Annotated in this window: 14 protein-coding genes; 3 read left to right on the top strand and 11 right to left on the bottom strand. The window is 63.0% G+C overall.

Annotated elements, in window-relative coordinates:
* Nucleotides 1-10 precede the first annotated feature (10 nt).
* Nucleotides 11-928, bottom strand: a complete 918-nt coding sequence (locus tag NWE53_RS17325) for a VOC family protein (protein WP_265050620.1) — start codon at nucleotides 926-928, stop codon at nucleotides 11-13.
* Nucleotides 925-1,980 carry an amidohydrolase family protein gene (locus tag NWE53_RS17320; RefSeq protein ID WP_265050619.1) on the bottom strand — a complete coding sequence of 352 codons (1,056 nt, stop codon included), beginning with the start codon at nucleotides 1,978-1,980 and terminating at the stop codon, nucleotides 925-927. Before NWE53_RS17320 ends, NWE53_RS17325 begins: the two co-directional genes overlap by 4 nt.
* Nucleotides 1,981-2,162: 182 nt before the next feature.
* On the opposite strand from NWE53_RS17320, the gene NWE53_RS17315 reads away from it, so the two are divergent.
* Nucleotides 2,163-2,831 carry a GntR family transcriptional regulator gene (locus NWE53_RS17315; protein ID WP_265050618.1) on the top strand — a complete coding sequence of 223 codons (669 nt, stop codon included), beginning with the start codon at nucleotides 2,163-2,165 and terminating at the stop codon, nucleotides 2,829-2,831.
* Nucleotides 2,832-3,001: 170 nt separating this feature from the next.
* Here the strand turns inward: NWE53_RS17315 and NWE53_RS17310 are convergent, their stop codons facing one another.
* The 3 genes from NWE53_RS17310 to NWE53_RS17300 all read right to left on the bottom strand — a co-directional run bounded on the left by NWE53_RS17310 (nucleotide 3,002) and on the right by NWE53_RS17300 (nucleotide 4,847).
* On the bottom strand, nucleotides 3,002-4,162 hold the full coding sequence (locus NWE53_RS17310; protein WP_265050617.1) for an IS30 family transposase: 1,161 nt from the start codon (nucleotides 4,160-4,162) through the stop codon (nucleotides 3,002-3,004).
* 63 nt (nucleotides 4,163-4,225) lie between these two features.
* Complete coding sequence (locus NWE53_RS17305; RefSeq protein WP_265050616.1) at nucleotides 4,226-4,636, bottom strand: hypothetical protein; 411 nt, start codon at nucleotides 4,634-4,636, stop codon at nucleotides 4,226-4,228.
* A 1-nt stretch (nucleotide 4,637) separates the two neighbouring features.
* Entirely contained in the window at nucleotides 4,638-4,847 is a 210-nt protein-coding gene (locus NWE53_RS17300) for a helix-turn-helix domain-containing protein (protein ID WP_265050615.1), read from the bottom strand.
* Nucleotides 4,848-4,994: 147 nt separating this feature from the next.
* On the opposite strand from NWE53_RS17300, the gene NWE53_RS17295 reads away from it, so the two are divergent.
* Both NWE53_RS17295 and NWE53_RS17290 read left to right on the top strand, forming a co-directional pair.
* A complete protein-coding gene (locus NWE53_RS17295; RefSeq protein WP_265050614.1) occupies nucleotides 4,995-5,714 on the top strand; it encodes a hypothetical protein in 720 nt (239 codons plus the stop codon).
* A gap of 57 nt (nucleotides 5,715-5,771) precedes the next feature.
* Nucleotides 5,772-6,023 (top strand): hypothetical protein, encoded by a 252-nt coding sequence (locus NWE53_RS17290; protein WP_265050613.1) that lies wholly within the window; start codon nucleotides 5,772-5,774, stop codon nucleotides 6,021-6,023.
* Nucleotides 6,024-7,386: 1,363 nt separating this feature from the next.
* On the opposite strand, the gene NWE53_RS17285 is transcribed toward NWE53_RS17290, so the two are convergent.
* The 6 genes from NWE53_RS17285 to NWE53_RS17260 all read right to left on the bottom strand — a co-directional run bounded on the left by NWE53_RS17285 (nucleotide 7,387) and on the right by NWE53_RS17260 (nucleotide 12,484).
* Nucleotides 7,387-7,617, bottom strand: a complete 231-nt coding sequence (locus NWE53_RS17285; RefSeq protein WP_265050612.1) for a helix-turn-helix domain-containing protein — start codon at nucleotides 7,615-7,617, stop codon at nucleotides 7,387-7,389.
* Nucleotides 7,614-7,832, bottom strand: coding sequence for a protein kinase family protein (locus NWE53_RS17280; protein ID WP_265050611.1), 219 nt, complete (start codon nucleotides 7,830-7,832; stop codon nucleotides 7,614-7,616). Before NWE53_RS17280 ends, NWE53_RS17285 begins: the two co-directional genes overlap by 4 nt.
* A 186-nt stretch (nucleotides 7,833-8,018) precedes the next feature.
* A complete protein-coding gene (locus tag NWE53_RS17275; protein WP_265050610.1) occupies nucleotides 8,019-9,260 on the bottom strand; it encodes a site-specific integrase in 1,242 nt (413 codons plus the stop codon).
* Between the two features lie 326 nt (nucleotides 9,261-9,586).
* Nucleotides 9,587-11,923 (bottom strand): bifunctional DNA primase/polymerase, encoded by a 2,337-nt coding sequence (locus NWE53_RS17270; RefSeq protein ID WP_265050609.1) that lies wholly within the window; start codon nucleotides 11,921-11,923, stop codon nucleotides 9,587-9,589.
* Nucleotides 11,923-12,111, bottom strand: coding sequence for a hypothetical protein (locus NWE53_RS17265; RefSeq protein ID WP_265050608.1), 189 nt, complete (start codon nucleotides 12,109-12,111; stop codon nucleotides 11,923-11,925). The genes NWE53_RS17270 and NWE53_RS17265 overlap by 1 nt, the downstream gene beginning before the upstream one ends.
* A 181-nt stretch (nucleotides 12,112-12,292) precedes the next feature.
* The gene (locus NWE53_RS17260; RefSeq protein WP_265050607.1) at nucleotides 12,293-12,484 is read right to left on the bottom strand and encodes a helix-turn-helix domain-containing protein; all 192 of its coding nucleotides are present in this window, start codon (nucleotides 12,482-12,484) and stop codon (nucleotides 12,293-12,295) included.
* Between the last annotated feature and the right edge of the window lie 13 nt (nucleotides 12,485-12,497).

Genomic DNA, 12,497 nt, shown 5'->3' with positions numbered 1-12,497 from the left:
TGACACAGGTTCATCGGGAGCCCGGCGGCTTTGCAGCCGGGCGATAGGTGATCGCCGCCTGGGCGGCCTTGACATGGTCGGGTTTCGGCGGCGCGATGCCCCAGTGGTCGGTTCGGCCCGGCGGCCAGACCCACTCGTCGGGACCACGGACGCGGTAGTCATCGTCGACCTGCAGCACCTCGGCGGTGAACTCGACGACGAAGCCGACGGGGTCGACGAAATAGGCGAAGACATTGTCGCCGGGGCCGTGCCGCCCGACGCCCCAGCCAATGGGATAACCGGCATCGACGAGACGGCCCGAAGCTCTCATCACCGATTCCCAGTCGGGCACGAGGAAGGCGATGTGGTTCAGGCCGTTGGCCTTCGCCTCGGCGAGAACCACCGCGTGATGGTCGCTGTTGCAACGCAGGAAGGCCATCAGCTTCGAGCGGTCGGTCAAGACAAAGCCCAGCGCCTTCTCATGGAACGCCGCCTGCGCATCGACATCGACGCTGTTGAGATTGACATGGGCCAGTCGCGACGGCCGGTCGCGGATTTCGCAGGCATCGGCATGGTGCCGGTCGCCCTGAACGAGGCGGTAGACCCCGCCCTGCGGCTCGGCGAGCGTGGCGATCATGCCGCCATCCGGCTCCGCATTGGGGCCAGGGGGCACGAGCATGGTCGCGCCCTGCGCGACGGCGCGCTCGGCGACGGCGGCGAGATCGCTGTCTTCATCGACCCTGAAGGTTACCGACAGGATTTCCGGGCTCTGGCTGGCATGAAGCGCGAGGACATGATGGTCCGCGCCGGTCGCCCGCAGATAGACGACGCCATCCTGCCGCGCGGCGACGGAAAGACCCCAGATCTGCGTATAGAAGCGCTCCGACACGGCGATATCCGGCGTGTCGATCTCGACGCTGCGCAGGCTGCTGATCGGGAAACGGGTCATGTCGCGGGCCTCGCATTCCGGCCGAGGAAGGTCGCGGCGTTGTCGTGCAGCAGCCACCGGCGCGTCGCCTCGTCGGCGAAGGCCGCCTCGATGCGCTCCACCGGGTTCCGCTCGTGGAAATTGAAGGGGTAGTCGGTACCGACCATGATCTGCGTCTCGCCGAACAGGCTGGTCAGGTGCCTAAGCGTAGGCTCGTCATAGACCAACGCATCGTAGAACAGCCGGCGCGCCTGTTCCGTCGGCGACATCGCGATGCTGTCCTGCAAGGCTGGGAAGACGCGGCGCCCCTCTTCCAAGCGAGGGAGCAGAAGGCCGAGCGTACCGCCGCCATGGCTGAAGGCGATGCGCAGCCTGGGCCAGCGCAGCATCAGGTTCGAACAGATCACGGAAGCCGCCGCCAGGCCCACCTCGCCGGGATAGGCCAGCACCTGCTGGAGTTGCGTCGGGCCGACCAGCCGGTCCTGCCCTGCGGGGCGCACCGCATGGACGAAAACGGCTGCGCCCAGCTCTTCCGCCGCCTCGAAGAAGGGATCGAACTCCGGCGCGCCGATCGGCTTGCCGTTGACGTTGCTGCCGAGCTGGACACCGGCGAAGCCGGGGTTTCCCATCAGGCGCCGCAGTTCGGCCAGCGCCAGATCCATGTCCTGCAGGGGGACGGCGCCGAGCCCGACCAGCCGCCCGGCGGAATCGTCGACCATGATGGCGATCTGATCGTTGATATAGCGCAGCAACTCGTCGGCCGGGGCTGCGTCCATCCAGTAGGACATCAGTTCGGGCATGGCGGAGATCGCCTGTAGCGACAGCCCCATATGCTCCATATCGCTCAACCGCTTGGGCACGTCCCAGCAGCGATCGGACACCGTGCGGTAGTTGCGGCCGTCGATCACGACATGCCGGTGGCAGGGCTGGGCCGCTTCGGTCGAGGGCCAGCCGGTGGGCCGCGGACCTTTCAGATAGGACGGGAAGGTAGCCGGGACGATGTGGGCATGGATATCGACGCCGCATGTGCAGCGCCTTGTCCCGTACCGCTTATCGGCTGCCGCAGGCACCATCGCTCTCCATCCCTCCAAAATGCACGTTCTTGCTTTGCGTCTCTTATAATGGGTAATCTCTCGATTGGAATTTAAATTTATAAATTATGTCAAGGAGGCGTCGCGTGTACAGATCACCCTCCGCAATCGCGGCCCTGAGAATGGTCTCAGGGTCCGGTCCAACGGAGGCCGAAACCGTTCGCATGACCTCGCTTGCTCCCTCGACCCGAACTCTCGACCTCTATGACAAGCTGCGCGAGGATCTTCTCTCCGGCCGTCTGAAGCCGGGGCAGAAGCTGCAGATGCGCTTTCTGATGGACGCGTATCAGGCCGGGCAGACGCCGTTGCGCGAAGCGCTGAACCGGCTGACGTCGGAGGGCCTGGTCGAGGCGCGGGAGCAGCGCGGCTTTCTGGTCTCGCCAGTCAGCCGGTCGGAACTGCGGGAACTCACGATGACGCGCTGCTGGCTCGAAGGGCTTGCCCTGCGCAAATCGATGGAGGCGGCAACACCTGCCTGGGAAGAGGCGCTGGTCGTCGCCCATCATCGGCTCAGCCGGACATCACGCTCGCTGGATCCTGATCAGTTTGAGGACAATCCCGACTGGGAGCGTCTGCACCGGATCTTCCATCGCACGCTGATCAGCCAATGCGGATCGACCCCGTTGATCGGCTTTTGCGATCATTTGGCCGACCAACTCTATCGCTATCGACGCATCTCGATCCGTCGTGCTTTCCCCACCCGCCAGGTCGCGGACGAACACCAGGCAATCGTGACGTCCGTGCTGGACAGGGAGGTCGATCGCGCCGTCGCATTGCTCGAGCGCCACTATCAACAAACTGCGGATGTGATTCTCGATGATCCGGCGCTTTGACAGGAGCAGAGTCTCTTCCAGACCGCTTTCGGCGTCTGCATTAACGTGCCGTTCAGACCGCCGAACGCCGACGTAGCGAGAGTAGGGAACGGGCCAAGCTCGCCCTTAGCCAGTGCGCTCCTGAAGCGCCCGGGAGCAGACGTTGTCAGTGTCCGGAATGGGCGGCGGGCTCAACTGATCGCCGCAACACACTCGGCGAACCTCTCGGCTGGGGTTTGATAGAGCAAGGTCTTTCTGGGCCGTTCGTTGAGCTGACGGGCGATGGCGCTGAGCTGGGCCTGGCTTTGCAGGGACAGGTCGGTTCCGTGGGGAAGATACTGGCGCAGGAGCCGGTTGGTGTTCTCGTTCGAGCCACGTTGCCAGGGTGACCTGGGATCGCAGAAGTAGACCTCGACGTTCGAAGCGAGGGCCAGCCGCTTGTGGTCGGCCAACTCCTTGCCTCGGTCCCAGGTCAGGGACTGATAGAGTTCGCCGGGCAGTTTCTTCGACTGTTTGATCAGGGCGGTGATGACGCTCCCGGTGTCTTTGTTGGCGACCTTGACCAGCATCACGTAGCGCGAATGCCGCTCGACCAGCGTGGCGACGTAGCTGTTCCGGGAGCCGCCGATCAGGTCGCCTTCCCAGTGACCAGGGACCGCACGATCCTCGACGGAGGCCGGCCTTTCGCTGATGGAGACGGCGTCCCTGATCTGGCCCAGGCCGTTCCGCTTCAGGCTGGCGTGCCGGGAGCGGCGGATCGTTCGCCGGGCCCTCAGGTGGTCCAGCAGTTCCTTCTTCAGCACCCCACGGGTCTGGATGAACAGGCTGCGGTAGATCGTCTCGTGCGACACTTGATTGTGTGGCTCCCGGGGGCAGGTGCGCTTGAGCCAGCCGGCGATCTGCTCGGGCGACCAGTTCCGCTGCAGCTTGCCGGATACTGTCCGGGCCAGACCGGGTCGGCAAGCCAGCTTGCACGGCTTGGGACGCAAGGCCCGGTCCCAGGCCGCCTGATCGGAGCGCGCCGCGCGGTAGCGATCCGGCCCGCCGTTGCGCTGAACCTCGCGACTGACCGTGGACGGTGATCGGCCCAATTGCCGAGCGATCACGCGCAGCGACCGGCGGGTGCTGAGCCCTCGGGAGATTTCCTCCCGCTCGCTGAGAGTGAGCGCCCGCGGCGCCCGCCGCCGGTCTGGAGGCCGAATGCCGCCCGTCGGCGAAAGCACCGAGAACACCGAAGAGGACTCCCGATCGAACCGCCGCCCAATCGAACTCATCGACTCGCCGGCCTTCCAGCGATCCCAGATCTCAGCCCGCTGGGCCGCCGAATAGTAGATCCGCCGCCGCTGCTTCATCACCCACGCTCCATCTCCAAAGGAAAAGTAGCGTGTTGCGATTACCGATTGAGACCACCGCCATTAGCGGCCGAAAACGAGCAGTTCAGCTGCTCTAAGCACGCACAATCGCACGCCGTCTCGACGGGCCACAGAACGGCGAACCTGTTTGACTCGTCCACCAGCGGCGCTCGAACTACGACTATCGACCATACTCTGACGAAATCGATCGGTGGTCAGCTCGAAGATCTCGACGTTGCCGCTCTCATCCTCGCAACCGACGATAACTGCGTCGATCCGTTCTAGCATCTGGGCCGTGATGCCGAACGAGTTCGTTCGCGGCCCGCAACATTTGATGACCGCGAAGCCATCCCGCCACTTCACCTCATTAGAGCTGTCGGAAAGTCTTTCGAGATGCATGGCCCGCGCGATTGCCGTGCCCATGCGGCGGCCATAGGCGTCTCCCGCCGCCCCGGTTTCGCGGTTCTGCTCCATGTTAACGCAGCCCCCGCTCTTCGGCCTTCTGCATCAGCTCGAACGGCTCGGCGCCGATCGCCCGCGCAATGGCGATATATTCCGCCACATCGAGGCGCCGCTCTCCCAGTTCATACTTCGACACGAAGGTCTGTCGCTGGCCGATGCGGGCGGCCAATTTCACTTGTGTGATGCCGGCATCCTTGCGCGCCTGGATCAGCGCCGCGAGCAAGACCTTGTAGAGTTCGGAGCGGGTTGAAGCCAAAGCCGGCGCCCAATGCGGATGGACCGGCGCTCCAAAGAGACCCGAAATTCGGATACCCCAAAATAGGGTATTCGGTCATGCTGCCTCCGGGATCGACGATCGGGGAGGCGCGGCGTGAAGGAGCAGTATGTCGGGGACGTCAACGACTATCGGAAATATGCGCTCCTGCGGCTGCTGAGCCGGTCAGGCTTGAAGCTTGGCGTGTGCTGGATGCTGACGCCGAACGACGGGCGCAGCGACGGCAACAAGCTCGGCTATCTCGATCAGGCGAAGCAGGAGCGTCATGATCCCGAACTGTTCACGCTGCTGCGGCGGGTGAGAAACGAGCCTGACGCCCGCCGGCTGATCCTGATCGAAGCCAGCGAGACCCTGCCGGGCGCGGTTTTCGTCAACGCCATCGTTCCCGAGACACTGTTCGAGCGGCAGCTTTGGTTCAAGCAGGCGAGCGCGGTGCTGGCCGATACCGATCTGATCTTCTTCGATCCCGACAACGGCGTCGAGGTCGGCTCAGTCGCGAAGGGACGGCGCAATTCCTCGAAATACGTCTATCGCGATGAGCTGGCCGCGACCTATCGCGATGGTCACTCGTTGTTGATCTATCAGCACTTCCAGCGAAAGGAGCGCGAGAGCTTCATGCGCGATGTCGCGGGCGATCTCCGGCGCATCGCTGCCGATGCAGAGATTTGGGCGATCCGGACCGCACACGTTGTGTTTATGCTGGTGATTCAGCCACGACACCGCGCGGCACTGTCCGCTGCCGCTCATCACGCCCGCGAAACCGCCGATCCAGACTTCCTGCATGCGCGGCTGATCGAGCACGCTGCGAGCCCATGATTGTGCACTGATTTTCGTCGTGTTTCCGTTCCGGCTTTTTTGCTGGAGCAACGGATTATGGCGATCAGGATGTTGGGAATGATGACGGTGGCTGGGCTCATGCTTGGCGGCTGCCAGACGGCGCAGCAGGCGACTGAGGCTCGCACCAAACTGGCCTGCTTCCAGGCCGGCTATGGCGAAACCTCGCCGCGTCACGCCGAGTGCATGCGCACCCTGCTGCCTGTCGCCCAACAGATCGATACGCAGCGGCGCCTGAACGAAATTGGCGACGGTCTTGCCCTGATCGCCGCGGGAACGCAGCGCCGCTGACAAGCGCTCAAATGACTCAACACGAGCGCGTACTCTCGCAGCACGCCGGCGAACTGGAATACGTCGGCTAATGTGGGAAGCCGAAGTTTGTCGTCCAACGGCCTGAGAGACCGGGGCGCGGCCTTGAGCGGGAACTGGGTCGAGCCCCGAAATTCGGCAGCTTCGCCGGTCAGTTTCGACGGTCTTCACGTCTTGTGGTGCGGCCGGTACGGCGATCAGTGCGTCGATCGTCACGTCCGCCGCGCCGATCCTGACGTCGGTCCATGCCCGTGGTTTCGGCCTGAGACGGTGATGACTTCAGTACCGCTGCAGTCCCTGCAAGGGCCAGTGTGGCCGCCGACCACAAGAATGACAGGCTGCGTCGACGTGTGATCCCGTCCGAAATGGCGAATTCGCTCATGTACAGGCTCCTCGCGTTCAATGAACCGCTTTTCCTGCCCCCGCCGCCCATCCAGACCGACGTATTTGAAGCCTCACCTGCGTTCGCAAACCACGGTGAGAACCCATCCGCGTCACTCATGGAGCGTAGTTTATGGGCCTCGAAGTTGTGTCACACAAGCAGATTGGGTCGGAAGCTAAAGTCCGACCAAGGATGCCCATTCTCCGGCCCAGGGCCAGCTAGGCCCTTTGGCAGGCCAGACCCGACAGACAACCCATCGCGTCTGACGTTGCGTGCTTGCGGATTCGATGTCGGAATTTGTACCGATAGGCCGGACTTTCTGAGATGTGCGAAAGGCTGGCTTTACGCGTTCGGGCTTCATGATGCTGCGCCCGACGAAGCGAATCCTTGCCCACAACCTGGGCCGGCATCTGTGTCGTGGCAATATGGTGAGGGCTCGCGTCATGGTGGCTGCCCTGCTCGTTATTGCATTTACAGCCGGTTACCTGACTGGCTTTTCGGCGGGCGAACGGCTTTGGAAGCGATGTGCCTTCGAAGCTCTGGATCAGGTTGCCACCCTGGTTGGCAATTTGCGGATCGATCCGTCTCAGCGACGGAAATAGCTACGGAAGCAAATCCCAGCGACAATCGAGGCGAGGCCGCAACGGGTCGTTTCCGGCAATTGGGCTGGACGGCCGCTAATGTTTGAGATGGGCCGGACAGCGGACCTCACCCGAGCCACGGCCGGCCATCGGCGGCGGTGCCATGGTACGGCCCGGGAGTGCTTTGCGGTTGTCTCCCGGGTCCTCCCGCAGGAACGCCAACCCCACGGGGATGGGGGGTGCGAAGCAACGCGCCCTGAGGCGGCGGGTCGTGGCTCAACGTGTGCCGGCATGGCCCCGCGGCGGGCTCCGGGTACATACCCGGCGGCAGCGGGCACCTGGGCGGGCATGTCCGCGCGGCGCGCGTGCCTGCGGGCGCCGGTCAGCCCTCCGCTTCGGCCAGCCGGAGAAGCTCGTAGGGATCGATCTCGAGCGCGCGGGCGATCAGGATAAACTCGGCAACGTCGAGATGGCGGGCGCCGACTTCGTAGCGGAAGACGAAGTTCGTCGAGCGGCCCAGCCGGCGACCAAGCTCGGCCTGGGTGATACGCTGCGATCGCCGCGCCGCGATCAGGCGGGCGACGATGCGATGGTGGAGGGGAAGAGGGCTCATCCGGCCGACCAGCACTCCAGCATGTCGTCCGTGATCGGGCCGGGGTCGGGGCTGGCGGCCTCGACGACCGTGCGGCCCTGGTCATCATCGCACCGGCCGTGGTCCTCGATGGCCCACTCGATGTCGGCATGGTTGAGCTCGCAGATGCGCGCCGCCTCGCCGATCGTGATGCCGCATTCGAGCCTGCGGCCGTCCTGCCAGATGTCGTACGCCATAAGGGCTCTCCCCGCGTCTCGACCGATTGGACCACGCGGAGAAGCGGCGCATAATTTTGCGCGAGACAGGGTGATGCTGCGCCGGACGCAGACTGACAGCGGGCGACGCGGACCCCGGATGACGACTAGCGAGGGCTATCCGAACCGCCGTCTCCGGCTGTCCACGCCCGCACATGCAGGCGCGTTCTACCTGGCCGTGGCGTAGGCCCGGTCCAGCGCCTCAGCGGCGGCAGCGCCACCGCGAACCGCCTGGGTGTAATGGCCGAGCGTGACCGTGGCGTTGGCATGGCCGGCGAGCTTGGCGACCAGCCCGACCTCGATGCCCTCAGCCTGCAGCGTCGAGATGTATGAGTGCCGCGCCGAGTGCGGCGTCACATAGGGCAACCCGAGCGCCTTGAACGGGGGCTCCCAGTAGCGACGCCGAAAGTTCTGATAGAGGAGCGGGCCGCCGCCACCGGTGCGCCCCTGCTTGGGCCAGGGCTGGAGCCGGCCGGGACCAGGGAAGACGCGGTGCAGCTCCTTACCGAGGCGCGGGCAGCGAACCCGCCACTCCAGCAGCATGGCTCGCAGCATCGCGCCCATTGGGATGTCGCGCATGCCGGCTTCGGTCTTGGTCATGCCCGTCAACTCGCCCGTCCGCTCCTGGATACGACGGATGCGGATGACGCCAGCCTCGAAATCGACGTCCTCCCAGAGCAGCCCGAGCTGCTCCGACGGGCGCGTCCCAGCCAGGAACGGGAAGGCGTAGTAGATGCCATGCTCGAGATCGTTGCGCGCCGCCGCGACGAGCGTGGCGATCTCCGACGATTCCAGGATGGCCTTCTTGACCTTGACGCGATTGCGCCCAAGACCACGGGGCATTGACGGCGCCCGCACCCGGAAATCCTCCTCGTTGAGCGCGAGGATCGAGATCAGATGCGACTTGGCGCGATTGGCGGTGTACTGGCCCGACAGGGCGGTCAGCTCGCGGTGCCAGATGCGGATCCGCGCCGTCGTTAGCTCGCTGGTCTTGATATCACCCAGCATCGGCACGAGCCGGCAGCCCTTGGGCAGCTTGCCCGAAACCTTCCAGCTGAGCTTCGCCTTTGCCGGCCCATCGAAATAGGGCCCGCGGATGTGCTCGACCACCACCTTGTAGCCGACCAGCGTGTTCGCCTTCACCTTGCCAGTGCGGTCGGCGATCCAATGATCGATGGCGCCGCCGACAGTCGGGACAGCGCGCTCGTCGACATAGGCGTCCGCCGCCACCTTGGCGGTGAGATCGGCGCGGCGGGCCTCGGCGGCGCGCAGCGTCTCGAAGAACTCCTGCCGGCGCTGGCCGGAATGTGGCTCGGCATAGTTCAGCACATAGCGCTGCTGCTTGACGACCTCGCCCGAGATCAGCTTGCGCTTGCGCACCCGCTTTGTGATGTTGGCCTTGAAAGTCATGACGCCCTCGAAGAATGAAAAAAGCGCTCAGAAAATCACGGCGATGTAACCGACACAATTAATCATCGGCGCGCGGAATATCTGGAAGCGATTGCGCTGTAACCAGCGGTGTAACCACGACTTCTCGGGAACACCTCGAATGCCGTCCCGGCGGAGCTTGCGATACATCGCATTATTGCCTCGCCGAGGTTGAAATCGCGATCGGCGAGTGTAGCCGGACGGACGGACGCGGTGCGGGGGCAGGTAGGGGGATATGGCTGCCTCGAGTTGCTACATACCCCTCCCCCATATATCCCTGGCCTACGTCCGTCCGTCCGAGCGTGGTTTTATGGATTTTCGCGGAGCGTCACTCGATCGGCAACATATGACATCGGAATGCCGATCACCCTCGATTTCACTCCCGATGAACGGAACTGAACTGGATCTTTGAGGCTAAAGGCTCCGGGAAGCTTGCGTAAAGCGCGCTGCCAGGCGCCATCTGCCCAACGCGTATCTTTGAAGATTTTTTCGATCGCGGGGGAGTTATTTCGGATTAAGAGACCCGAGCGCCCGTCTTTATCGTGCAGCTGCATATCAAACATGCCCAGGACATGAATTGCGTCGCTGCGCGCAAGCGGAACGAGAGAGTCCGCCAACGCCCTCGGGATCCACATCCCGAGAGTATTTCGATCGAAGGCATGCGCGAACAGATGATCGAGACACTCCTGGGCATCGTCACGCTCGATTTCTAGAGCGTGGCGCTCAACAGCCGGCCCATACTCGTGAGCGAAAGATTCGGCCTCTTCCGCCTCAGGTATTCGACCGTGCAACGCGACGAAGGCTGCCCCAAGAAGCGTCGCAATATTCTGGCGATGCCGCCGATCGCCGGAGGGCATAAGCGGCTCCAGCAAGTCGATCGCCTTCACAACATCGCCAGCGAGCCCAATCATATAGCTGCACCAGTCTTCTCCTTGCGAGCGGAAGTACAACTCCTCAGACAGGATAAACTTCGCTTTTGCCGAGTCGTTGTCATGCATCAGGAGTTCAAGCATGATTATTCGGCTTTGGTCGGCCGGGGACATTCCTCGCGGGTTGATGGCGGCAAAGAAGAACGTTGTCCGCAGACTGAACTGCATCGCACGGCCCTCCGGAGTGCCCCGCAGAACCGGCGTGTCGGCCGACGAGGCGCTACGGGCAAGCCGCAAGACGGCCTTTAATTGATTGCCCCGCTGGTCGCTCTCGAACTCGTCCAGCATAACCGGCAAGCTGTCGGGACCGAGCGACTGCCTGATGCCGGCCTCGCTGCTCTGGCCATCAGCCTTGATCGCGAGCGGTCCAAGCAACGCTCCAGCAAGGTAGTGTAAGGTCGTCTTGCCAGAACGCGGCGGCCCGTAGACGAATGCATGCGGGCGCCAGTTCAATGCGCCGCAGATTGGCGCGAAGGCAAGCCAGCCCAGCAACAAAATAGCGTCCTGGGCACCCCGCCAGCTGAACGCTTCCAAGAGCGTCATGAGGCGAGCAGTGTCGAACGCGCTCCCGAGAGCCAACGGGATCGGCTCGAAGCAAAGATAGAGGAAATGCTTGCTGTCGATCTGATCGCCGAAGTTGATGACGATACGCTCGCCCTCCCGCCAGATGCCCCGACCTCTGACTTTTTGGGGTCGGAACGGCCCCTTTGTGCGCGCAGCGGCGATGAGTGCTTCGCCGGCACCCGTCGCGTTGAATATGCTTTTCTCTGCCGGGAAGCGCTCATGCCAGAAGCCGGACGGCGCCAGCCCCATCAGGCATTGAGTCGACAACAATTGTTGAGCTGAATAGAGGACGATAATCTGGCGGACCGGATCGAGAAGGGCATAAAGTCCCTCGGGGGTGAACCCCAATGGCCGTGGTCCAATCTCGCCGGGATCATAAGGGCGAACTTTGCGTCTCCCGAGATTCTTCGCGCGAGCGCTTTCGAGCATGCCAAGGATTTCGCCCTTGGTATTGCCTGCGTAGTTGGGGTGAAAGAGATCGCCCAAAGCGCCCGCGAGGTGTGGCAGGTCATCAGTCATCTTCGCGATGCCGGATGCTGTCAGCGCCAACATAGGGCTATGGCCAGCTACATTTGCCCCACCGTCTATAACGGCCCAAGCGTGCTCGTTTTCCAGGACGGCTTTGATGGTGTCGATTGTCTCGCGTGACACGAAAGGAAGTTCTGCGAAATCGACTTCGAGCAGTGAGCGGCCGACCCACCGATAGTTCCCACCGGATGGATGGGGCGAATTCGGCAACACCGTCATACCAGTGTTGGCCATGATCTCGACGATCGGCTGCGTCGTCTCCTTGCGCTTGATTCTGCTGCTCTTGGAGGTGCGATCGAAGCGTACGAAGAACGTTCCACCTTTTGAGCCGACCTTCTCGACTGCGCCTCCCCCGAGAAAGGCGCGAACAAACGCTACCGCCGCATTGTGGTCGACATCGATGAAGCCTAGCTGGCTATTATTCCCGGCGTCGGTACCCGACAGCAGCCCGAATGCGGACCTTCCGTGTCGGCGGTGGCGTTCGGCGATTTCTGCCTCGCTGGGCGACCGATTTGCCCAACCCTTCCCTTGCGGCTTCTTGCCCAATACGGCAACGACGACGCCATTCTTGACACGATAAAGGGGCTCGGCCTCACCATAGGTCGAGGGTTCGCGATTGATCATCACTCGCCCTCCTCGATCGCGATACGAACAATGACGGTGAGACGAATCCGGACATCGCTAACGGCCTGAGGTATATGAAGGGGACCCGAGGCTAGTTCGTCGACCAGCGATCCGGGCTGGCCCAGTGGAATGAGGAACGCGTCCTCCTTATCGAGATTGTTGAACAGAGAGAGCTGCTTGTCAGTCATTATTCGCCTCCCTTCCGGGACGCGTCGATGACCGCGACCGCGCGACAGCTCAAATTCCAGAGCTTCGGGGGGGTGGTTGCAAAAGCGTTGGAGTCCATTTTCAGTCTCTTTCAGGCAAGCCGCTCCCGTGCGCGGAAGCACCTGCTTCCTCGTGAAAGACGGCAATGATTTCAGGGGTCGGCTAGTTGTGAACGCGGATGCGCGCTTCGATGTCGCGCAACTTCACGTACTTCCGGCCATTAAGAATAGAGTATGTCGGTAGATCACCACGCGCCGCAGCGCGCTGTATCTTGAAGTACGGCAAGCCGAGCGCTTCGGCGGCCTGTTTGTACGTAATTAGTTTGTCCGGTGGGTGGTCGAAAACTTGTGCCATATCTGTCTCCGCG

Source organism: Bosea sp. NBC_00550 (assembly GCF_026020075.1).
Lineage (GTDB): Bacteria > Pseudomonadota > Alphaproteobacteria > Rhizobiales > Beijerinckiaceae > Allobosea.
The sequence above is the reverse complement of the archived record's forward strand: the minus strand, read 5'-3'. Positions and strand labels throughout refer to the sequence as shown.